The organism is Nonlabens sp. Ci31, assembly GCF_012974865.1.
Taxonomy (GTDB): domain Bacteria; phylum Bacteroidota; class Bacteroidia; order Flavobacteriales; family Flavobacteriaceae; genus Nonlabens.
This window is the reverse complement of sequence record NZ_CP043633.1, coordinates 91,679-115,284: the sequence shown is the minus strand read 5'-3', so window position 1 is coordinate 115,284 and position 23,606 is coordinate 91,679. Positions and strand designations below refer to the sequence as shown.

Genomic DNA, 23,606 nt, shown 5'->3' with positions numbered 1-23,606 from the left:
ATGGAAGAAGAAGAAAAAGAAGTCAATTCCTTAGCTGGAATATTTGATATCCGACAGTTTGCACTCAACCTGCTTAAGTTGTGGTGGTTGTTCCTTTTATGTATAGGTATCGCCTTCGGCTACGCCTACTATAAGAATCAGTTTATACAGACTATTTATAATGCCAGTTCTTTAATCAGTATCAAGGACAATTCCAACCCACTATTTACCAGCAATACCAGCCTGACTTTTAATTGGGGAGGAACTACCGATAAAGTAACTACAGCTATTGTACAATTCAAGTCCAGGACCCATGCCGAGCAAGTGGTGGATGAATTGCAGTATTACACCAATTATATCAAAGAAGGGGATTACTACAATACAGATGCCTATAAGCAAACACCTTTTTTTGTGTATGCTGATACCAATAAAGCCCAGCTTTACGGCAGGTATTTTAGGATCAAAGTGCTGGATCAAGAACGTTTTGAACTTTCGACTAATTTTCCAAATGCAACCGCTGGAGGCTATCATTATGGGGAGAAAAGAAGCCAAAGCCTAAAGGTTCCTCAAGGCAATTGGAAACAGCAATTCAAATTTGGAGACTCCATACAATTGCCATTCTTAAATGCGCTGATCGAAAAACGTGGAGCAAATATCGCTACAGGAGGAGAATGGTTGTTTAATTTTGGAAATTATTGGGGAACGGTGAATCGGTATAAAAATATTGCTATCAGACCAGCTCCTGAAGGTTCTTCTATATTGCTTTTAAGCCTAAGCGGCGGTAACAAACAACGATTGATCGATTACATCAATACCAGCTCTGTCATTCTAGAAAGAGGAGAGCTGGAGCGTAAAAATAAGTTTGCCGTCAGTACGATCAATTACATCGATAGCTCTTTGGTCCTACAGGAAAAAGCGTTGCAAAAATCTGAACAAGACCTGGAGGATTTTAAAGATAAATCCCAGGTGCTCGATGCGTTGACGCAAAATTCTGATTTTAATAAGCGGTTGTCCGAGTTTGAAATCTTAGAACGGGGGATTCAAAATAAGTTGAATTATTATGATAATTTAAAATCTTACCTTAAAAATAAAACGGACTATACGGTGATTCAAGCACCATCGGTAGTAGGAATAGAAGAAGGTAGTATTTCTGGAGCCGTGTCACGATTGATCGCTCTTTCTGAAGAACGCAAAAAAAGAGAATTTGCCATGCGACCAGACGCGCCGGTATTTAGAGAAATTGATCGGGATATCAACGCTATCAAAGAGGTGATCTATGAAAATATCAAAAGCTCCAACAGCTTGCTTAATAGGGAACTGAATAGGTTGTATGCTCAGATCAATGAAGTGGAGGCCCAAATTAAAAAATTACCAAAAGAACAACAAGAATTTTTAAGAATACAACGACAATTCGATCTGGATAAAAATGCCTATAATGTGTATATGTCTAGAAAAGCGGAGGCAGAGCTGATCAAAGCGGCTAACGTGTCTGATGTGTATGTGATTGATGAAGCAAAGGATACCGGTGGCGGGGGTACACGTCGGGATTCTAATATCAATTATTTGATTGCCTTACTGGTAGGTCTAGCGATTCCTATTGCATTGGCATTTGTGCTGACCATTTTGGATAATTTTGTTCACACTCCTAAGGATATTGAAAAATTATCTCCCATACCCGTCATAGGGGTGGTCGGTAAAATGAACCATCCTACCAATCTTATCGTAAAGGACAAACCCAAATCTACCATAGCCGAATCTTTTAGAGGCATACGTTCTAGTTTGCATTTTATATACAATCAAGAGTCGCTCTATGGATCACGTACCATCATGGTGACCAGTAGTGTGAGTGGAGAAGGAAAAACCTTTGCCAGTATCAATTTGGCTTCGGTTTTTGCGTTAAGCGGCAAACGTACTTTATTGATCGGACTGGACTTAAGAAAACCTAAGATTTTTGACGATTTTGGGGTGGATAACGATCTAGGAGTGTCTAATTTTTTAGTAAATGATTGTAGTTTAAAGGATATCGTACGTCCTACAGGAATAGAACATCTGGATATTGTTCTTTCCGGTCCGGTACCGCCCAACCCCAGCGAATTGATCATGTCCAAACGCGCAGGAGAGATGATTGAGCAGTTTAAAAAAGATTACGATTACATCATTTTAGACACACCTCCTTTGGGTCTGGTAGCAGATGCGTTAGAGATTGCCAAATATGCAGATGCGACCCTGTATTTGGTGCGCCAAGGCTATACCAAGAAAGGGATGCTGGATGTGGTCAATGAAAAATACAAACGTGGGGAGATCAAAAACCTAAGTTTTGTATTCAATTACTTTAACGATCGTGGTAAATATGGCTATGGTTATGGCTATGGTTATGGTTACGGTTATGGCGCTTATGGTAATGGGTATCATGAAGATGAGAAGAATGCTGGTGTTATGATAAGAATTAAAAAAATAATCAAAGGAATTATAAAGCCAAGATAATTTCCTTAGACAAGAGGTTTTGAATGCCGAATATCGATTATGGAATAAAGAATAAAGAAGTCTGATGCTAGTAATAAGACTTTAGATTATAAAGAACTGTATTTCAAGAGCCTTAATGCTCGCTATATAGAATTAATCGAGTAGGGAGTTTTTAGAAGTTATATATGGAGCTTTAAAGTTTTAGGTGCCAGCTGTGAAGAAGGTGTAAATAGGAAATTAGATAGAACTGAATATACTTGTTCTCCAGCTACTTTGGTACTTCCTCAAGCTCATCACAAATAGGCTTGTTGCAATGCCTTAATGCTGTGCCTATTCTTTAGTTGATAAAGAATTAGGAGTGATACAAAATAAAGACTTTATGAAACGAAGTCTAAAAGTAATTTTAATGGGTAAAAAGATACGATTGTACTGGTGGAGCGAGATTTTTATCCAAAAAAAGCCTCAAGAAAACTACGGAGATTTGTTGGGTGCGTATTTAGTAGAGCGTATATCGGGTAAAAAAGTGCAATGGGTGCGAGTTCCTAAATTTAATTTTCTCAATTATTTCCAACCGCTTTATGTGACTATAGGAAGTGTGCTTGCTCATATCAATAGCTACTGCATCGTCTGGGGCAGCGGGATCAATTTTAAAGAGGAGCCCATTGCTGCTGCTACCTTCTTGGCAGTTAGAGGTCCGCTTTCGCGAAAGCGGATCCTAGAATTAGGTTATGACTGTCCAGAAGTTTATGGGGATCCAGCATTGTTGTTGCCTTTGTATTTCAATCCAGTAGTAGAAAAGCGTTATGCTTTAGGTATTATCCCTCACATCAATGACCTTCAACAAGTGAAAGAATGGTACCGAGACGAAACTCAGATCAACATCATTGATTTTAACACCAATACTATTGAAGAGACCACCAAAGAAATACTTTCTTGTGAACAAATAATATCTTCTTCTTTACATGGGGTGATTGTAGCACATGCTTATGGGATTCCTGGCGTACAAGTTTGTTTTTCAGATCGTATATTTGGCGACGGAGTGAAGTACCATGATTATTTTTTATCTGTAGGATTAGACACCTATTTACCAGAACCAATGCATAGCGCAGTTTCTTTAGAAGAAGGTGTTTCTATAGTTAAAAAACACACCAACAAATTACCAAAAGAATCGAATATTAGGAATCTACAACAAGGCTTAATCGCTGTATGTCCTTTTAAAACCACAGATGTATGAGTTGTATGCTTATTTTAGAGGTAACGCATAAGTTATGGTCCTAGTTATTTCAATTGATCAAGTCCGACACGTATAGCTCGTAACCCACATAAAAGATGTTTAAAAACAAGTTCAATTCTGTTGCTTTTTTAATATATGACAACAGTTCCCTAGAGATAAAACCAATGATATTATGGCTTTAGAAACCAAGATATACCAACGAGGAAACTCCCTAAGCCTTATAAAGCTTGTAAAGGATTCTTTAAAGGACCTGTACAGTTCTCGATTTCTTGCGCGACAATTGGCTACTAGAGATATAAAATCACAATACAGACAGTCGTTACTTGGGGTCTTCTGGTCTTTTGCAGGACCACTTTCTACTGCGTTGGTTTGGATTTTTTTAAATAATTCTGGTGCTGTAGGCTTGGACGACACGGGTGTGCCTTATGCCTTATTTGTTTTTTGTGGCACCTTATTGTGGTCTACCTTAAAGGATTCTATAAATATGCCATTAGCGGCAACTAATGGAGCAAAAGGGATCATGTCAAAAATTAATTTCCCTAAAGAAGCATTGATCCTCTCAGGGGTGTATAAACAGCTTTTTAATAGTCTTTTTAAGTTTATCTTAATGGTTGTTTTATTGATTTTTTATCAGGTAGTTCCCTCTTGGTCCCTACTGCTCTTCCCACTTACTTTTTTAATACTCATACTGGTAGGAGTGAGTTTTGGACTCCTTATCACACCTATTGGAATGTTGTATACAGATGTGGCCAAAGCGATATCTATGGTCATGGGTTTTGTGATGTACCTTACTCCTGTGGTATATGTGATCCCAAAAGAGGGTTTTTTAAAAGTATTTATGGAACTCAACCCATTAACACCTTTATTAGAAGTGAATCGCAGTATATTGCTAGGTATGGATATAGCCTTTTTAAATTATTTTATGGCATTGTTCCTTATTATGGTACCGGTGTTTTTAATCGCACTGGCCATCTATAGGGTTTCTATTCCAGTAATTGTAGAACGTTTTAGCGCATAATTATGGAAGGAGAAGTACTGATAAAAGTTGAAGGATTATCAAAAAAGTTTGCTAAAACGCTTAAAAAGAGTCTTAAATATGGAGCATATGACCTTGTGGCTAATTTAAGGGGGCGCAAGCCCAGTACAGCATTGCGCCCGGAGGAGTTTTGGGCATTACAAGACATTAATTTTGAGGTAAGACGTGGCGAGTGCTTAGGACTTATAGGTCATAATGGCGCCGGGAAATCAACTCTGTTAAAAATACTCAATGGCTTGATCAATCCAGATCAAGGTAAAGTGACTATGAAAGGTAGAGTTAGTGCTTTGATAGAGTTAGGTGCAGGCTTTAATCCCATCATGACCGGTAGAGAGAACATTTATAATAATGGAGCGGTACTCGGGTTTTCTAGAGAGGAGATAAACCGTAAAGTAGAAGAAATCATCGATTTTTCTGAAATACGAGAGTTTATCGACATGCCGGTACAAAATTACAGTTCTGGAATGAAAGTGCGACTAGGCTTTGCAGTAGCGGCACAGATGGAACCGGATATATTGATTATTGATGAGGTGCTGGCTGTAGGGGATGTAGGGTTCAGGATTAAATGTATGAACAAAATTGCTGATATTCAGAAAAACTGTGCCATCATTTTGGTTTCTCATTCTATGCCTCAAATTGCGCGAATTTGTAACCGTGGAATTCTACTAGATAAAGGAAAAACCTTTTTAATATCAAAGAGTGTAGGTCAACTTGTTGAAGAATATTATTTAAGATTTGCAGATAATTATAAATCAAATGAGATAAATCCTTATGGCGCAGAGGTTCTCGATTTAAAAGTAAATGACTTGGAAATTGAAAATGACGAATCATCTATAGTATTATCTAGAGGAGAAGAAGTTGAGTTAAGTTTTAAACTGAAATGTCCAATAGATATAGAAAACTTTTCTGTTCACCTTCCCATTACAGATGAACAAATGGTACACGTAGCATTAACTACCTCACTTGAAAATCTAGGTGTAAGCAAGAATTTTGGTGAGAAAATTATGGTTAGATGTAAAATACCGGCATTTTTTACAAATGGTAAATTTTATGTAGGAATTACTGTTGTTGAAACTGATTTGAATAATGGTCATTTTAATATAGGTAGAACGATTTACAAAAAGGAGAATTGTTTTAAATTTTTTGTAAAAGATGCACCTCTAACCACGTCTGTTCCTATATTATTAAACGCTAATTTTAAAATAGACTGATGAATACTTGTCCACTTTGCCTTTCCGTCCAGAATGAATTGCTTCATACAAATTCAAGAGGAGATAAATATTTAGAGAACTATGTGTGTGATAACTGTGGTTTCATTTATACTTATCCTAGAATATCTAACGATGAGATTGATAATTTGTATTTAAAAGGTGAGTTTTCTATGGATGCTAGGAAATCTTATAAACCTGATTTAGCAAAGTTTATACAAACTGAAACTTGGGCTCTGGAAAGATTACACATCCTTGAACAAAAACTACCCGACTTTTTCTCAACTAAAAAAAAATGTCTAGAAATAGGTAGTGGTGCTAGCAGTTTCCTTTGGTTACTTAAAAGTAGAGGGCATTTAGTGAAAGGAATTGAACCAGACACAAATTTTGTAAATGTAGCAATAGATAGATATGATATTGATGTAGACACTTTGCTTTTTGATGAAAATTACAAATCGGAACCATTGGATTTTATTTGTAATTTTCATGTGATTGAACATGTCTTAGATCCTCGAATTTTTGTGAAAAATATGTACAGCATATTAAAGGATGATGGACTTATTTATATTGAGTGTCCCACAATTGATGATATATATACAAAGAGCTTAGATACCTTTTTCTGGGATGTTCATGTAAACACATTTTCTAATGTTAGTTTAGCATGGTTGTTAGAGAGTGAAGGTTTTTTAATCAATGATCTTTTCATGCACAGAGGTTTTGTAGGTGTTATAGCTACAAAAGGAACTGAATTAAAATATGCTCCAGATAGTAAAGAAAGGGTATTAAACTTAATTAAAGAGTTTTATAAGACAAATTCTAAAATTCAAATTAAATTAAGTTTAAAAAAGAGAGTAGTAGGAATGCTAAAGCGAATTCTAGATAAAATATAATGTCTTATGGTATTCTTGTTTTAGTAATTAAAAGGGCTTGACCACGAATTTTTAATTGAAAAAGTCGTTTGTCTTAATATAAAATATAAAATAAATAATGAAAATAATGAATAAGATATGGAGAAGGTTTAAAAAGCTGGTCAAGCCAATAGCATTATCTAAAAAACCTGAAGAGTTACAACAAATAATCAGTTATTCTAAAAACGAAACCCCTTTAACTTTAGTTCATGTTTCTGCATTCAACTACGGGAATGCAGGAGATGTTTTATTACCTATTGTTTTACAAGACACTTGGCAGCATGAATTTGGAAAAATAGATTGGATTAATCAAAAGGTTTATTCTGAAGTTGATATAGAATTAGTTAATAGAATAAACGAATCTAATGGTGTAGTAATTGGCGGTGGCGGCTTATTTTTAAGAGACACAAATCCTAATGAAATTAGTGGTTGGCAATGGCCGTGCTCTATTGAGATGTTAAATCAAATTAAAGTTCCTGTTATTCTATATGCGGTAGGATATAATCGATTTAGGGGACAGGAAGAGTTTGAACCATTCTTCACTGAAAACATCTGTGCATTTGCAGAAAAAGCAACTTACATAGGATTAAGAAACTATGGTAGTATTAATGCTATTGAAAACTACCTGCCAGAGCGTTTACATAATAAATTAAGGTTCCAGCCATGTATGACAACATTTATAGCACAACTATATCCGAATGAGTTCAACTATGATGATAAGCAAAATTTTATAGCATTTAACGCAGCTTTTGACAGATCTCATCTTAGATTTGGTGAAAAAATAGGCGATATTTTATCAAAAACGGCTCAGGTTTTAAAAGAGCTTTCCATAATAATTCCTATTAAATTTTATAGTCACCTTCCGTCTGATGACGCTATTATACCGTTTTTACAAAGTTATGAAGTACCGTTTGAATTAGTTAACCTTCACCAAAAGCACCCAAAAGAGATTATTGAAGCATATGTGCGTCCTAAACTAGTGATTGGAATGAGAGGTCATGCTCAAATGATTCCTTTCGGTTGTAAAACTCCTATTCTATCTATTGTTTCTCATGATAAGTTACAATGGTTTTTAGATGATATAGGGAAACCAGAATGGGCAGTTGACGTATTGTCTACTTGGTATAAAGATGAGTTGAAGAGCAAAGCTCTAGATGTACTATCTAAAACCATGGAGATTAAAACATTTATTAATGAAAAGCAAAAGGAATTATATCAGATTTCTATTAAGAATGTTAGTGATTCAATTACTGAAATTAAACATAAAACCCTTTGAACAATCAATATCCTAATCCAAACGAATGGGTAGTGGTTCTAGGTTCTGGAGCTAGTATTAACGATTTGCCTGATGATTTAAAACAATGGGCAAATAAGACTGTTGCACGTATAGGAATAAATAAATACGGCACTTTTTACGAGAAGGCAGGAATTATGCCTAGTGATATTTATTTTCATGATTTTCATGATAAGACTTCGGAATACTTTTTTTATGAGACTCTTAATAAAACTAAAAAAGTAGCTAGTAGGTTTTATGTTTCTGCAACTTCAAAAGATTTAATTACTCAATCACTTATTTATTATATTTATTCTTATTCTATTTTCAGAATATTAAAAATGAAATCAATTCTAATTAAACTAAGTCGTAATTTAATCAAACCAATAAGAAAAAAATGGCATAATAGCTTGGTGTTTTTTTTAAGTAATTCTTTTAGGAAAAAGCCATTATTATTAAAAAAAAACAGTGAAATAGATGTTGTAGATGTTTATTATCTTTGGGATAATGATAATAAATGGGCGAGTAATCTTAATCAAAAATTATATCATTTTAGAGGCAGTTTAACAAGTGTGCTAAATTTAGTTTCCGTAAAATATTCTGAATTAAACGTACTGATGTTAGGAGTGGACTTAATCAGTAAACAATACTTTTTTGATGATGAATTACAAATTTTATTTAAAAAAACCGGTTTGGGATATGATTGGACACAATCCTTTATGGTTAATTCAGGAAAACATTATTCTGCTTCTATTGATAGTGGTGTAACTATTTTTGATAGATTTAGTTATGTCGTTGAAAATCTTAATAAATCCGGAAACCAACTATTTGCTTATCCAAATAAAAATGTCATCATATTCGATGGAAAAGTTAAAGATTTCATCTAATGAATATTCTTTTTATAACACACGAGACTTCTCGTACAGGAGCACCACACGTCATATTATATTTCATTCAGTGGATTAGGAAATATCATCCACAACATAAAATTTATATGGTTTCTTTAAAGCGAGAATCTATTTCTAGTAGTTTTGAAGCATTATGTGATGGTTTTATTGAATTGGAGGATTTAAAAAGTTCTCAAAATCTAGGTTTAAAAAAGCAACTTTTAAACAAGGCAGGATTGCTCAGCGAAAAGACGTTAAAGGAAAAATGGTTTCGGATAATTAAAAATTGGAAAATTAATGTCATACATGCAAATACAGTCATTTCTATACCTATCGGGGCTGAAATTAAAATGGCATTTGACATTAAAACGCTTATTGCTCATGTGCATGAGTTGGAGGTTATTATACAACAAAAATTACCTAATTTATGTAAGTTTGATGAGCATGTTAGCCATTATATTACCGCGTCTGATTTGGTGCGCGATAACTTAATAGGAAATCATAATTTACCACATCATAAAGTTTCTCGAGTTTATGAATGCTCAACGCCTTTAGACTCTTCTTTTAAAAAAACAGCAGGATTAAATGATAAAATTGTTGTTGGAGCTTCTGGAACGGTCCATTGGAGAAAAGGTAGTGATTTATTTATCCAAACTGCTTTGCAGTTTTGTAAATTGTTTCCAGAGGTAACTATTGAATTTCAATGGTTGGGTTATTGCGATCCAAATGAACAATTAATTATAGAGAAAGATTTAAAAAAAGCTCGATTGTTGGATAGAGTATATTTTTTAGGAATCTCAAATGAACCTCTAGAAGTTTTTAAAAATTTCGACCTTTTTTTATTATTGTCAAGAGAAGATCCATTTCCTTTAGTAGCAATTGAAGTGGGAAGCATAGGAATTCCTATTATTTGTTTTGAAGATGCAACAGGTACGGTAGAGGTTTTAAAAAATTGTGGCATAATTGTACCTTACTTAGATACAACCGCAGTTGCGTTAGCCATAAATTACTATATCTTAAACCATAGTTTATATCAAGCACATTCAAACAACATTAAAAGTGTTTTTAATCAATTTACTCCTGATTTAATTTGTCCTCAATATTATCAAATCATAACTCAAATTGAGAACCGATGATGCAGCAACCACTTGTTTCTATATGCATTCCTACATATAATGGAGCTAAGTTTTTAAATGAAGCTTTAGACTCTATTATCATACAGACCTACAAAAACCTAGAAGTTATCATTAGTGACGATAATTCTCAGGACGATACTCTTACCATTTTAGAATTTTTTAAAAGACAGACAAAGCTTCCAACAGCTATAATTAACCATAAACCAAATGGAATAGGATCAAACTGGAACAACTGCATCAAACATGCTCAAGGGAAATATATTAAGTTCCTTTTTCAAGATGATAAATTGCTTCCTAAATGTGTTGAAGAAATGGTACTTGCTTTGCAAGAACATACAGATTGTAAAATGGTAGCTTGCCAGCGGAGCTTTATGCGTATGGAAGAAATGAGTAACTCTGAAATTGATTTATGGATAGATCGATATAAGAATTTACAACTTCAATTTCCAAATGTTGAAGGTGATTTTCAAAAAATCACCAGTAGTATTTTTTCACAGGAATGGTTTAAAAAATCTCCACTCAATAAAATAGGAGAACCTATTTGTGTGATGTTTGAAAAGTCGTTGTGTGATGAGTTGGGTTACTTTGATGAAAGTTTAAAACAGATTCTTGATTACGAATATTGGTATCGCGTGCTAGCTAAGTATCCTATATTAATAATTAAAAAAGACTTAGTAAGTTTTAGAATTCATGAATCGCAAGCGACAAATGTGAATCGTTCCAAGAAAATAAGAGATTATGAAATCTATGATGAACTACTTTATAAGGATTATTATGATTTGCTTCATCCTATATTGCAATATCAATTGAGACTTAAGTTTCATAAGCCCACCTTATTATGGAATAGAGCAAAGTGCAATTTTAAATCTGCTTTTAAATGAAAATAGTAATTCTTATAGTTACCTATAATGCTATGCCTTGGATAGATTGCTGCATGCGTTCTATTTCAGATAAGTATGACGTTGTTATAGTAGATAACAATTCGCAAGATGAAACAGTAAAACACTTAGAGGACTGTTATCCCAAAGCAACTGTATTGCTTCAAAAAAATAATCTAGGTTTTGGTATGGGTAATAATGTTGGGTTACGTTATATACGGCCTTTGGATTATCAAGGCGTATTTTTGCTCAATCAAGACGCTTATTTGAATTCAAACACTATTGTTGAATGTGTAAAAGCTTATGAAGTAAATGAGGAAGTAGCTATTGTAAGTCCTGTTCAATTTCAAAATGATAATAGGACATTAGATACTCGATTTGTCTACCACGTTACAGAGGCGGGAATAGAAACATCACAATTGTTCAATGAGCCATTTAAAGAAGTCTTATTTATAAACGCAGCAGCTTGGTTGTTACCTATGTCTACTTTAGAAGTTATAGGTGGTTTTGATCCTTTGTTTCAGCATTATGGAGAAGATGATAATTACTGTCACCGAGTTCTTTATCACCATAAAAAAATCATATTAGCTACTCAGTCTCATTTCATACATGATAGAAACAATAATATCCCTAGTGAACCTAAGATTTATAGTTCCATTTGGTGGAAATTAAAAGAGCGAAGATTTAAAGTCATGTATGCAAATCCGTTAAAGTTTGAAAAACCTATTTTAGACTATTACGGTACGGTTTTAAAAAAACTGTCGATGGGTAAAATCAATAATGTTTTACAAGTTTTAAAGTTAAGGAGTAAGCAAAGAGATTGGTTTAAAGCCTGTCAATTAAGTAAACAAATTACTCAAACTAAAGGGCCACATTATCTTTAATATATGAAACCATTAGTTTCCATAATAATTCCATTATACAATCGTGGTCATATCATCACTCGTACCCTTGAATCATTAATGGATCAATCCCATGAGAATTGGGAATGTATTCTAGTAGATGACGGAAGCACGGATAATAGCGTTCAAGTAGTTGAAGGTTTTACACAAAAAGATCAAAGGTTCCAGCTACATCATCGCCCTATTGAAAAACCTAAAGGAGCTAACGCTTGTAGAAATTTTGGATTAGAAATGGCTCAAGGAGATTATATTAATTTCTTGGATAGTGATGATACTTTACATGTAGATAAATTAAAGCTTCAAATCGACACATTATCTAACAATGATTATCAATTTTCGGTTTGTCAAACACAAATGGTTGATGATAAAAGCGGTGATTTTTTAAAGCTCTGGTCCACGGTTGTTAGTTCTCATAAACCATTTGATGATTATGTGACCTGCAGTGCTTGGTGGTCTATCCATGCAGTTTTATGGAAAAACGAGATAATTAGTCAATATCGTTTTAATGAAGACTTACATCAATCACAGGAATATGAATTACACATTAGAATACTAGCTGATTCACCAAAATTTCATGTACTTAATCAAACGCTTGTCACTGTTTTTGTGCATCAAAACCAAATTTCAACCAATTTTACCAGCAGTATTGCTAAATTGAGTTCCAATCTTTATGTGAGGTATTTAACTCTCAAGAATTATTCTGGTCAATTGCAAGATGAGACCAACAAATATTTATACAAGCAATTATTTGATCTATTTAAACACTTTGTGATTCATAAAGAGGTGAAAAAAGCATTGATCTCATACCATTTCCTAGTAAAAGCAGCACCTTATAATGAAGAAATGAAACCCAATAAAAATGAAATACTATTAAGATGGCTTTTTTCTATTCCTAGCTATTTTATTCTCAATAAAGGAGAAGGATTTATAAAATATATAAGATAAGGGTATGAAAATAAGTGTCATTATTCCTGCTTTTAATTCTGAATCATTCATCAACAAGGCTGTGGAGTCTGCCTTATCTCAAAAAGAAGTAGGTGAAGTTCTTGTTATAAATGACGGTAGTACAGATAATACAATTCTTGAAGTTCAAAAAATTAAAGATTCTAGAGTAAAAATCTACCATCATGAGAATAAGGTTAATAAAGGAAGAAGTGCAACGAGAAATTTGGGTATTATAAGATCAAGTTTTAATTTGTTAGCATTTCTAGATGCCGATGATTACTTTCTGCCGTATAGATTTGAGAATGATTTAAAATTGCTAGAGACTTATCCTCGTAGTGAAGGGATCTATAATGCCGTTGGGTTTGATTTTATAAATAGTAATGAGTTGAATGAAGATCTTTACACCGTTACGAAAGAAGTAAAACCAGAAGAACTTTTTTTAGGTTTATTGGATGGAAAGTTTGGTCATTTTCAAATTGATGGTTTAACGGTAAAGAAGGCAGCGTTTGAAAAAGTAGGTTTGTTTAATACAGATTTAGAAGTTGCTGAGGATACTGATATTTTTTGGAAATTAAGTTTGTTATGTAATCTTTATACTGGTATTATAAATCATCCAGTAGCCATGCGAGTAGTGCATAATAACAACGTTTTTTATCGCAAAGATGTCTATGAGAAGTTTAGATACAATATGTATGAATCAGTTTTAAAATGGTCATGTGAGCATAAAATCGAATTAGATGTAATAGATCGTATCCTACGACGTATCTGGATTCTTAAACATACTGATGAAGTTAGTTTGTTTGAGGAGATTAAATATTGGTGGTTTTTATGTTTCTTGCATAAAAGAATCTTCTTTTCTGTACTGAGTATAAAGTACTTTCCAATTATCAGAAGGAGAAAAAAGGTATTTTCATTTCTTTATTAAAAATAATTGAGTTAGTCATATAGTTTCCGTATCTTGTTATCATTAATAACACGGGTTATGGAAGTATATAAAGGTCAAAATATACTGAGTTTTGTGAAAGAACTGCCAGATGATGATGCTTGTAAAGCATATTTAGCAAAAATAAAATGGCAGGATGGTTTTACATGTACAAAATGTGGTCACACTAAGGGCTGTGAAAAATCTGGTTATAGATATCATTGTTACAGTTGCAATCACGTTGAAAGCGCCACGGCAAACACCTTGTTTCATAAGGTTAAATTTGGTTTGCAAAAGGCATTCTGCGTTGTGTTTGAAATGAGTACTAGTACCAAGAGTGTTTCCAGTGTTCAAATGGGAAAGCGATTTGATATCCGTCAAGGTACCGCTTGGTATTTCATGCAGAAAGTTAGAAAGTCAATGAAAAGCAGTCAAAAATATCCTCTAACCGAAATAGTTCCTGTAGATGAATTTACCGTAGGGGAAAAGAACAAGGCAAGCAAGGTAGAAGTTACGATTCAAAAAAGAAAAAAGCAGTGATAGCGGTAGAACTGAGCGCCGAACATAAAATCAAAAGAGTTTATGTGAAGTCTATAGATGATTACTCAGCTAAATCACTAACTCCCATATTTGAAGAACATATAGATCCCTCTGCAAAAATAGTTACCGATAAATGGAGAGGTTATGCTCCACTTAAAAAGAATTATGATATAGAGCAGAAGCTAAGTAATAACGGAAGTAATTTTAAAGAATTACATGTTGTAATTATGCAGTTAAAATCTTGGTTGAGAGCAATACCTACCCATGTTAGTAAATGGCATGTGCAAAGCTACTTTGACGAATTCTGTTTTAGAATTAATCGATCTCAATCCAAACAGAGCATATTCCATAAAACAATAGAAAGAATGGTAATAGCTAAACCAATTTATCATAAAGATATAAAACAGATGCTAAGTGTGTAACTCAAAAAATTAATTTATGTCATTTGCTGTTTCCGTAATCATACCTGTCTATAATGCGGACCAATTTATTGAGAAAGCAATAGATTCTGCACTTATGTTTACAGAGGTTAATGAAGTGGTTGTCATTAATGATGGGAGTACAGATAGTAGTCTGGAACTATTGCTTAAGCTGCAAGAAAAGGACGCTAGAATAAAGATTTACCATCACAAAGGAGCTGTTAATAGAGGAAGATCTGCAAGTAGAAATTTGGGTATTCTTCAGGCAAAATCAGATTACATTTCTTTTTTAGATGCAGATGATTTTTATTTAGAGCAACGTTTTAATAGAGATAAGTTACTTCTGCGTAATCAACATATAGATGGGGTTTATAATGCAGTAGGGTTTCATTTATATCGAGGGATAAGTGATACAGAATATCATCATTTTAAAGTAGCCACTTTATCTCAAATCATCCCGCCAGAAGTCCTTTTCGAAAATATTGTATCAAGTAGATTAGGCTATTTACATTTAAATGGGCTAACTGTAAAGCGCAGAGCCTTCGACATAGTAGGATTTTTTAATGAAGAATTAATTGTTGCTGAAGATTCAGATCTTATTTTTAAAATGGCACTTAGAATGCGACTAGTGCCTGGTTATCTTCAAAAAGAGGTTTCAAAACGAGGGGTACACATTACCAATATTTTTACAAATGATGCTTTGTATGAGGATTATAACCTGCGCTTATATGAATCCCTAATAACCTGGTCTTTACGATATGGTATTCAAAAAGAAAAGATAGCGTTACTTTTGGATACGCTATGGATCCATAGATACCGGCAAAAAGCCAGTATTTTAACTTATGTTATATATTGGATGCAATTACAGAAAAAATGGCCTCAGTTAATGGTAACACGCTTATTTTTGAAATATTTTCCACTTGTACGATTGCGGCAGAGACTGTTTCCTATCATATTTAAGAAAGGGTATCAAATAAATGACTAAAATTTCGATCATAACAGTAAACTATAACGACCTATCGGGTCTAAAAAGGACGGTAGATAGTGTGAGCCATCAGACCTGGCAAGAATTTGAGCACCTTATTATTGATGGTGGCTCAACAGATGGAAGTGTCGCATTTATAAAAGAACATCAAAATGATTTTGCTTATTGGGTAAGTGAACCTGATCAAGGAGTCTATAGCGCTATGAACAAAGGGATTGCTCAATCATCTGGAGAGTACCTGCTTTTCCTTAACGCAGGAGATCATTTTCAAAATCTTGTAGCCTTAGAACAAGCCCATACTTTTTTAACTGGTGAAGCAATTATTTATTTTGACCTAGAAGTAGTTGATCAGGAAATGATTTTTGTAAAATCTTATCCAGATACCTTATCGTTTTCTTATTTTATAAAAGATACCTTGCCCCATCCTGCTAGTTTTATTAGGAAGGATGCTTTTGAGAAAGTAGGAGTGTATAAAGAAGATTTTAAGATCTTGTCAGATTGGAAGTTTTTTATAGATGCCATATGTAAATATGGGATGTCTTATAAAAGGGTTCCACAACTACTTTCTACCTTTTACTTGGGCGGTATGAGTTCTGATCTAAAAAACAGAGGCCTTAAGTATGCTGAAAGACAAGAAATACTTCAAAAAGATTATCCGATCTACCTTAAAGATATTGAGGATGCTTTGATAAATAAAGAAATAGTAGAGGATTTTAGAAATTCTAGAATCGTGGAAAAACTAGTTCAATTTGGATTTTTAAACAAATTTTAATGAGTAAGTTAGTTTCTATCATTGTCCCTTGTTATAAGCAAGCTCATTTTCTAGAGGAGAGTTTAGGGTCTGTAATGAATCAAACGTATAATAGTTGGGAATGTATTATAGTAAATGATGGTAGTCCAGACGAGACCGATCGTGTTGCCCTAAAGTGGACAGCAAAAGACGAGCGTTTTAAATATTTAGAACAAAAAAATAAAGGTTTATCTGGCGCACGTAATGCCGGGATTGAAATTTGCGAAGGAGAATATATACTACCTCTCGATGCTGATGATATTTTGGATAAAGAGTACCTTAAAATAATAGTGCCTGAAATTCTAAAACAACCGGAAGCTGCAGTCATTTCCTGTTATACAAAGTTTTTCCAAGGAAATACCAATACTATAGTAGGTGAATTGAAACCAGAGAACGGTACGGTAACATCACTTTTATACCAAAACCATTTAGTGGCTACTTCACTGTTCAGAAAAGCATCTTGGAAACAAGTCGGCGGTTATGATGAAACCATGAAAAAAGGTTTTGAGGATTGGGATTTTTGGATATCCATTGTTAAATTAAATAAGAATTATATAGTAATACCAAAGTATTTGTTTTTTTATCGCAAAGCAAAAACATCAATGTTAGTAGATACTATAGGAAATCACTTTGAAAATAACAAAGAGTACATTGTAAAAAAGCACGCCAGTTTATATATAGAGGATTTTGACAATTTTGTTTCTGTAATGTTTTACAACATACGCACTCATCGCGCCTCAGAAGTGCGTTTGAAAAACAATAAATTTTTGAAATTTTCAAGAATTCTTTTAAAACCAATTGACATATTAAAAAATAGTTTAAAACGATAGCATGAAACTTTCTGTAGTCATACGCAATAAGAATCAAGATAAAGCGCTGGGTTTTTTACTAAAAAACTTAAGGGAACGATATGTCGATGATGTTGATGAAATTATAGTTATCGATAATTTATCTACCGATAAAAGTGAAGAAGTGACAGCCAGCTTTAATGCTCAATTTGAAACCATTGAGAAATTTAGTTATGGCGGCAGTGCTAACTTTGCGGCACAAAAAGCAACCCATGATATAGTTGTAATTTTTAGTGCCCATTCCTATCCAGTCAGTCACGACTTTTTCAAATTGATAAAAATAGCATTTGAGAAGAATAAAAATCTGGCAGGAGTGAGGTGCCTTCATAATTCAAACGATTATAAAAATTACATCAATAAAGTTAGTCCGAAGACAGACCCTAATAAAGCAGGTCTTATATTTTCAGGTTCAGCATTTAATAGGCTGGTGTGGAAAGAACATCCGTTTAAAGAAGAGGTTGCTACCTTTGAAGATAAGGAATGGTCCAAACGTGTTTTGGAAGCTGGTTATGATATGGAGTTGGTGCCCTCTATTTTTAACTATGATATAAAACGCAATAAAAAACAGTTGTTTTTTAGATTCAAAAATGACCTTATAGGGAATTACCAACTATGGCATGAGGACATTTCTATAAGAAACGTATTTAATGGACTTATAGGAAGTTTGTGGAGAACAGGGTCGAGTTTAATAGTGGATATTTATTATATTTTCAAACGATTTGTAGTTAGTCTAAAATTCATCATCAATAAACCGCAAAAGTTTTGACTAATAATCAACTAAAAATTGTTTCTATTATTATTCCATGTTATAACCAGGGGCCTTTCTTGAGTCAGACTTTAAGGTCTGTTTTCTGTCAGACATATACACGTTGGGAATGTTTAATTATAGATGATGGAAGTACAGATATTAGTAAAAAAATAGCACAAGAGTGGTGTGCTTTAGATACTAGATTTAAATATTTTTATAAAGAGAATGGCGGTTTGAGTAGCGCTCGTAATTATGGTTTACGAAAAAGCCAAGGTGACTTTATTCAATTTTTAGATTCAGATGATTTGATTAGACACGATAAACTTGAATTACAAGTTCAAGATTTAAAGCATAGTTCTATCAGTATTTCAGATTATTTTCCGTTTGATGATACTAGCCAAGATTTTGTGCCACATCGGTATCTCTCTCCTTTTCTTGATGAATCAAATTATAAATCAGAGTTAATTCTAGATTGGGAAAATAGAAAATCAATACCATGTCACACCGTTTTATTTGACAAGAAGTTATTGGTAGAGCATCATTTAACCTTTGATGAACAACTTGAAAATCATGAAGACTGGGTTTTTTGGGTTCAATTATTTTACTTCTCAAATCGTGTGATAAATAGAAAAGATATTTTGGCGTTTTATAGAATCCATAGCAAATCAATGACGATCGATTATCTTAAAATGAGAGTTGGATTTTTGAATGCTGCATTAAAGTTAAGGGCATTTTTTCTTGATTTAAATGAAGTAGAATATGCCAAATTAGCGCAGAAGAAGCATAAACAAATAAAAAAAATAGGTAAATCCTCTACTTTTATTAAATTATCTAGAAGATTCTATCGAAGAATAAAACTAATTTTTAAGAATTAAAGTAATTTCAAAGAATGTCTGAATCCATAAAAGCTATTGCAATTCACTTGCCTCAATTTCACCCAATACCTGAGAATGATAAATGGTGGGGAAAAGGTTTTACAGAATGGACCAATGTAAGTAAAGCAAAGCCATTATTCAAAGGTCATTACCAACCTCATCTTCCAGCAGATCTAGGTTTTTATGATTTAAGATTAGAAGAATCTAGAATAGCTCAAGAACAATTAGCAAAAGCAAATGGCATCCATGGATTTTGTTATTACCATTATTGGTTCAACGGTAAACGGATTCTTGAAAAACCAGTAGAAGCAAAACTAAAAAATGATAAAGAAGATTTGCCGTTTATGCTTTGTTGGGCAAACGAAAACTGGACAAGAGTATGGGATGGTGGTGAAAATGATGTGTTATTAAATCAAGACTATTCGTTAGAAGATGATGCCAACCATATAAAAGAATTGATTACTTACTTTAAAGACTCTAGATATATAAAGGTAAACGGTAAACCTGTCTTCATAATATATCGTCCTAAATTATTTCCAGACATGAGAGCAACAGCTGCCTTATGGCGTGAAATAGTTAAGGAGCATGGTTTTCCTGATATGTATTTAGGATTTGCTGGTAGGTTTGATGACCACCCTAATGTAAGTGAATCTATATTTGATTTCGCATTTGATTTTCAACCTAGATTTGATAAACGTCCATTACCTTATGGTTATACTCGCTTTAAAAACTATTACAATCTCTATCTAAAAAAGCTAGGTTTTCCTTATAAGGATTTTTCAAAACCCATATATGATTATGGAGACTTTGCCAAGTTACAACAGGAAATACCATTTATGCCAAATACGTATCCCAGCATCACTCCAGGGTGGGATAATACAGCTAGGAGAAAAGTAAATTACTTTCTACTTCACAACAGTACGCCTGAAAAGTATGGAGAATGGTTATCACATATAGTAGACAATTATCCTTGGAATGAAAATCCAGAATCTTTTTTGTTTATAAATGCTTGGAATGAATGGGCAGAAGGCAATCACCTAGAGCCATGCAGTAAATGGGGTGATAAATACCTTAGCACCACTAAGGAAGTATTGCGCGGAACGAGAAAGGTTGACTAATTAATTTAAAATATGGTGATGGTTGCACGCAACAATAAGGTTGAATTCCTAAGATTTCTGTTATCGATTTTTATTGTTATTACTCCTATATTTGCTCCTAAAGCAGTACGAGAAAAACAAGAATGGCTTCCCGAACTTATTAATAATAAGTTCAGTTTCTAAGCCATAGGACAGAGTGGTTTCTTTACTATAAGCGACTATTTGATCTATCTGAGTTTAATGCGGAGTGAAAATATCAGAATCTATTTTAAGAAAACGAGCATTACGTTATAAATAAAAATAGCTTTATTACCTTACAGCATTTTGAAAACGTGAACTAACTTAATCTATGTCTAATAGCCTTACTATAGTAATACCTAATCGCAATCGTGATCTTGAAATTGTAAAGCGCAGTTTGGGGTCTATAGTATCACAACTTAATGATGCAATACGATTAGTGATAGTAGATTATGGTAGTGTGTTATCTTATCAAGTGCAGTTAGAACTGTTAGTGAAATCATTTGATCAAGTAGAATTAATACTATGCCCTACACAAGAGCAACTATGGAATAAGTCTAGATGCATTAACATAGTGCTACAATCTTGTGCAACCACCCATTTTATGGTGTCTGATATGGACATGATATGGCATTCACAGTTTCTTGCAAATCAAATAGAATCCTTCTCACAAAAAGAATCAATTTACTTCTCAGTGGGCGTGATGACTCAGGAAGAAAGTACGCTTGATAAATCCTTTGAAGATTATGCAATAAAATTCCAAACCAATAATGAGGCAACTGGAATCACCGTTTTCCCTTCAGCGCATTTAAAATTTATCAACGGTTTTGATGAGTTTTATCATGGTTGGGGCAGTGAGGATACTGATGTTCATGTGAGATTGAAGAATGCTGGCTATATAGTTCGCTTTTGCGAAAGCGAAATTCTCTTCAAACATCAGTGGCACGCAAAATCTTATCGTACTAAAGAAAGTACGTCACCTTTCCATCCCTATCTAGAACGCATCAATCAATCTTATTTATTACTTACTCAAGAATCAAAAAAAATAAAGGCAAATGGCAATGGCTCATGGGGAAAAACCTGTAATAATAAAGTGTATGATAAATTAAGTGAGCCGACACTTCGTTTAAAACGATATGCTACAGAGCACGATGTGCAGGCACTGGTAAATGCTTTAATAGGAATGGATTCAGAGAATGTTGTAGAAGTGCAAATCAAAAAACATCCCGAATCTAAATCTTTAAAAAAATTAGTAAAAGAAGGCTTAGGTAAAAAAACACTACGTTTTATTTCCTTAGATAGAGCAAATGAAACCCTGCTAGAAGCGCTTATACTGAATCATCACAGTTGTGCATATTCTTATAGTTATGATCGTACTGCATCACTAATAATTTTCCGTATTAAATTGGGTTCATAGATGTCAGATACGCAACAACTCATCACAAACTGCACAGTAAGTATCTTTTTACTTACTTACAATCAAGAGCAATATATATCTCAAACTCTAGAATCTATACTGTCTCAAGAGACTGATTTCTCATATAAGATTATAATAGGTGATGACGCTAGTGAAGATAATACCTCACTTATATGTAGTGAATATGCTTCTAGATTTCCAGAGAAAATCGAATACCACAGGCATTGCAATAATTTAGGCTTGATGGGGAATTTTGTAAAAACAGCGACACGATTAAAAGGGAAATATATAGCCATATGTGATGGAGATGACTATTGGCTGGATTCATTAAAGTTACAGAAGCAAGTGAATTTTCTAGAAGAAAATCATAAGTACGCTCTTGTAGGAACTGGAGTACAGTTAGTTTTGAAAAACGGTGAGATTTCTGAAAAGGTCAATATGGATTTCCAAGAGATATCCTTGGAAGAGCTCATCGAGGATAATAAGATTAGTGCACCTACTGCTGTTTTTAGAAATTATTTAGAACTACAAAATTTACCTCATTGGTTCCACACCATACCCTATGGAGATTGGCCATTATATCTTATGTCACTTCAAAAATATGAAGCAATGGCTTGTATTCTACCAGAAGTTACAGCTGCTTATAGACTACAGTCAGGAGTGAGTTTTAAAATGCGCAAAAACTTGTCTTCTGTATTTAAAAATAATGCACGCATACTTGATTTTTTGGCAACTGAAAAATTAATGAAACCCATTGCTAAAGAGCTTTATTCAGGCTGGCGACATCAAAAGTTAAAACAATTATTAGCTCTTAATAATGAGCAAAAATTGGGTAGCGGATTTTTGGTTTTATTAATGTTAATGGCTTTAAAACCATCAATTAAAATGCTCAGGCATTACCTATATTCGCTTAAGAAACAGCTTTAGCAATTATGAAAATCCTACTTGTATCTATTAACTCCATACACTTCCGCCGCTGGTCTGACCAATTGCGAGAAAGTGGTCACGAAGTCTATTGGTTTGATATACTCGACCAAGGATATGCGCCTTCTATAAGCTGGATGACTCAAATTACCGGTTGGAAAAAAGGCTTTTTAAAAAAACGCGGTCGTACGTTTATTAAAAACAGGTGGCCCAAATTATACACAATTCTCGTGCGTAAATATGATAATAAAATAGAAGACGCTTTTGCAAAAGCGGTACAAGAAATCCAACCCGACGCCATACATTCTTTTGCTTTATACTTGAGCTGTACACCCATTTTACCGGTCCTATTACAAAACAACATCCCGTGGATCTATTCTTCCTGGGGTAGTGATTTATTTTACTTTAGGAATAAAGCTTCCTACCTAAAAGATATCAAAGAAGTCTTGCCCCGAGTCAATTACATGTTTGCAGATTGTAAAAGAGATCAAGAAATTGCTTCTGAATTAGGTTTTACTGGAACTCATTTAGGTGTTTTCCCTGGTGGTGGTGGTTTTGATTTAGAACTCTTTGATACGTATAAGATCCCTTTTAAAGATCGCAGGATTATAGCCGTAAAAGGCAATGAAAATAGATCGGGTAGAGCAGTTTCGGTACTAAAAGCTTTGGAACAGCTTTCTGATCAACTCACCAATTATGAAGTAGTCGTTTTTGGAGTCGAAAATGATGCCGTCTCCCAATTTCAAAAGGGAAGCATACCGCATTTGACTATTAAAGGACTTATGGAACATAAGGAACTGATCCAACTTTTTTGCAGTAGTTTGATTTATATAGGAAATTCCAATAGCGATGGAATGCCTAATACCTTGCTTGAAGCCATTTGTGCAGGAGCTTTTCCCATACAGTCCAATCCTGGAGGGGCTTCAGCCGAGCTTATAAAAAATGGAGAGAACGGATTGCTTATTGAAGATTGTGAGGAGGTGTCGCATATTCAAGAAGTTATTTTAAAGGCTATTACAAATCCTGGCCTTCTAAAAAATGCGACAGCTTACAATACCATTCATATGGCTCCATTACTTTCCAGAGATGTGATACGTACAAAAGTAGTAAATCTTTATAGCTCGATTAAAAGTTAATATTTTAAAAAGTTCTCCCCTTGATTACTTAAATTTGA

The 23,606-nt window shown here is 33.8% G+C and carries 21 protein-coding genes and 1 pseudogene; all 22 read left to right on the top strand.

Annotated elements, in window-relative coordinates; all coding sequences use genetic code 11:
• A complete protein-coding gene (locus F0365_RS00550) occupies positions 1-2,463 on the top strand; it encodes an exopolysaccharide transport family protein (RefSeq protein ID WP_169931858.1) in 2,463 nt (820 codons plus the stop codon).
• A gap of 358 nt (positions 2,464-2,821) precedes the next feature.
• Complete coding sequence (locus F0365_RS00545; protein WP_206071290.1) at positions 2,822-3,676, top strand: polysaccharide pyruvyl transferase family protein; 855 nt, start codon at positions 2,822-2,824, stop codon at positions 3,674-3,676.
• Positions 3,677-3,848: 172 nt separating this feature from the next.
• Positions 3,849-4,694, top strand: a complete 846-nt coding sequence (locus F0365_RS00540; protein WP_169931857.1) for an ABC transporter permease — start codon at positions 3,849-3,851, stop codon at positions 4,692-4,694.
• A gap of 2 nt (positions 4,695-4,696) precedes the next feature.
• Entirely contained in the window at positions 4,697-5,923 is a 1,227-nt protein-coding gene (locus F0365_RS00535) for a polysaccharide ABC transporter ATP-binding protein (RefSeq protein WP_169931856.1), read from the top strand.
• Positions 5,923-6,810, top strand: a complete 888-nt coding sequence (locus F0365_RS00530) for a class I SAM-dependent methyltransferase (protein WP_169931855.1) — start codon at positions 5,923-5,925, stop codon at positions 6,808-6,810. Before F0365_RS00535 ends, F0365_RS00530 begins: the two co-directional genes overlap by 1 nt.
• A gap of 97 nt (positions 6,811-6,907) precedes the next feature.
• Positions 6,908-8,104, top strand: a complete 1,197-nt coding sequence (locus tag F0365_RS00525) for a polysaccharide pyruvyl transferase family protein (RefSeq protein WP_169931854.1) — start codon at positions 6,908-6,910, stop codon at positions 8,102-8,104.
• Positions 8,101-8,988: a hypothetical protein gene (locus tag F0365_RS00520; RefSeq protein WP_169931853.1), complete on the top strand. Its 888-nt coding sequence runs from the start codon at positions 8,101-8,103 to the stop codon at positions 8,986-8,988. The genes F0365_RS00525 and F0365_RS00520 overlap by 4 nt, the downstream gene beginning before the upstream one ends.
• Complete coding sequence (locus tag F0365_RS00515) at positions 8,988-10,124, top strand: glycosyltransferase family 4 protein (protein WP_169931852.1); 1,137 nt, start codon at positions 8,988-8,990, stop codon at positions 10,122-10,124. The genes F0365_RS00520 and F0365_RS00515 overlap by 1 nt, the downstream gene beginning before the upstream one ends.
• Positions 10,121-11,005 carry a glycosyltransferase family 2 protein gene (locus F0365_RS00510; protein ID WP_169931851.1) on the top strand — a complete coding sequence of 295 codons (885 nt, stop codon included), beginning with the start codon at positions 10,121-10,123 and terminating at the stop codon, positions 11,003-11,005. Before F0365_RS00515 ends, F0365_RS00510 begins: the two co-directional genes overlap by 4 nt.
• Positions 11,002-11,886: a glycosyltransferase family 2 protein gene (locus F0365_RS00505; protein WP_169931850.1), complete on the top strand. Its 885-nt coding sequence runs from the start codon at positions 11,002-11,004 to the stop codon at positions 11,884-11,886. The genes F0365_RS00510 and F0365_RS00505 overlap by 4 nt, the downstream gene beginning before the upstream one ends.
• 3 nt (positions 11,887-11,889) lie before the next feature.
• Positions 11,890-12,849 carry a glycosyltransferase family 2 protein gene (locus F0365_RS00500; protein ID WP_169931849.1) on the top strand — a complete coding sequence of 320 codons (960 nt, stop codon included), beginning with the start codon at positions 11,890-11,892 and terminating at the stop codon, positions 12,847-12,849.
• 4 nt (positions 12,850-12,853) lie between these two features.
• Positions 12,854-13,774 carry a glycosyltransferase family 2 protein gene (locus F0365_RS00495; protein ID WP_169931848.1) on the top strand — a complete coding sequence of 307 codons (921 nt, stop codon included), beginning with the start codon at positions 12,854-12,856 and terminating at the stop codon, positions 13,772-13,774.
• Between the two features lie 57 nt (positions 13,775-13,831).
• Positions 13,832-14,733 (top strand): annotated as a pseudogene (locus F0365_RS00490) (IS1595 family transposase).
• Between the two features lie 16 nt (positions 14,734-14,749).
• Positions 14,750-15,715, top strand: coding sequence for a glycosyltransferase family 2 protein (locus tag F0365_RS00485; protein ID WP_169931847.1), 966 nt, complete (start codon positions 14,750-14,752; stop codon positions 15,713-15,715).
• Complete coding sequence (locus F0365_RS00480) at positions 15,708-16,487, top strand: glycosyltransferase family 2 protein (RefSeq protein WP_169931846.1); 780 nt, start codon at positions 15,708-15,710, stop codon at positions 16,485-16,487. The genes F0365_RS00485 and F0365_RS00480 overlap by 8 nt, the downstream gene beginning before the upstream one ends.
• Positions 16,487-17,335, top strand: a complete 849-nt coding sequence (locus F0365_RS00475; RefSeq protein ID WP_169931845.1) for a glycosyltransferase family 2 protein — start codon at positions 16,487-16,489, stop codon at positions 17,333-17,335. The genes F0365_RS00480 and F0365_RS00475 overlap by 1 nt, the downstream gene beginning before the upstream one ends.
• Before the next feature lies 1 nt (position 17,336).
• Positions 17,337-18,119 (top strand): glycosyltransferase family 2 protein, encoded by a 783-nt coding sequence (locus tag F0365_RS00470; protein WP_169931844.1) that lies wholly within the window; start codon positions 17,337-17,339, stop codon positions 18,117-18,119.
• Entirely contained in the window at positions 18,116-18,976 is an 861-nt protein-coding gene (locus tag F0365_RS00465; protein WP_169931843.1) for a glycosyltransferase family 2 protein, read from the top strand. Before F0365_RS00470 ends, F0365_RS00465 begins: the two co-directional genes overlap by 4 nt.
• A 14-nt stretch (positions 18,977-18,990) precedes the next feature.
• Positions 18,991-20,094 carry a glycoside hydrolase family 99-like domain-containing protein gene (locus F0365_RS00460; protein ID WP_169931842.1) on the top strand — a complete coding sequence of 368 codons (1,104 nt, stop codon included), beginning with the start codon at positions 18,991-18,993 and terminating at the stop codon, positions 20,092-20,094.
• Between the two features lie 328 nt (positions 20,095-20,422).
• Positions 20,423-21,508 carry a glycosyltransferase family 2 protein gene (locus F0365_RS00455; protein ID WP_169931841.1) on the top strand — a complete coding sequence of 362 codons (1,086 nt, stop codon included), beginning with the start codon at positions 20,423-20,425 and terminating at the stop codon, positions 21,506-21,508.
• Complete coding sequence (locus F0365_RS00450; protein ID WP_169931840.1) at positions 21,509-22,435, top strand: glycosyltransferase; 927 nt, start codon at positions 21,509-21,511, stop codon at positions 22,433-22,435.
• A gap of 5 nt (positions 22,436-22,440) precedes the next feature.
• Complete coding sequence (locus tag F0365_RS00445; protein WP_169931839.1) at positions 22,441-23,568, top strand: glycosyltransferase family 4 protein; 1,128 nt, start codon at positions 22,441-22,443, stop codon at positions 23,566-23,568.
• Positions 23,569-23,606: the final 38 nt, after the last annotated feature.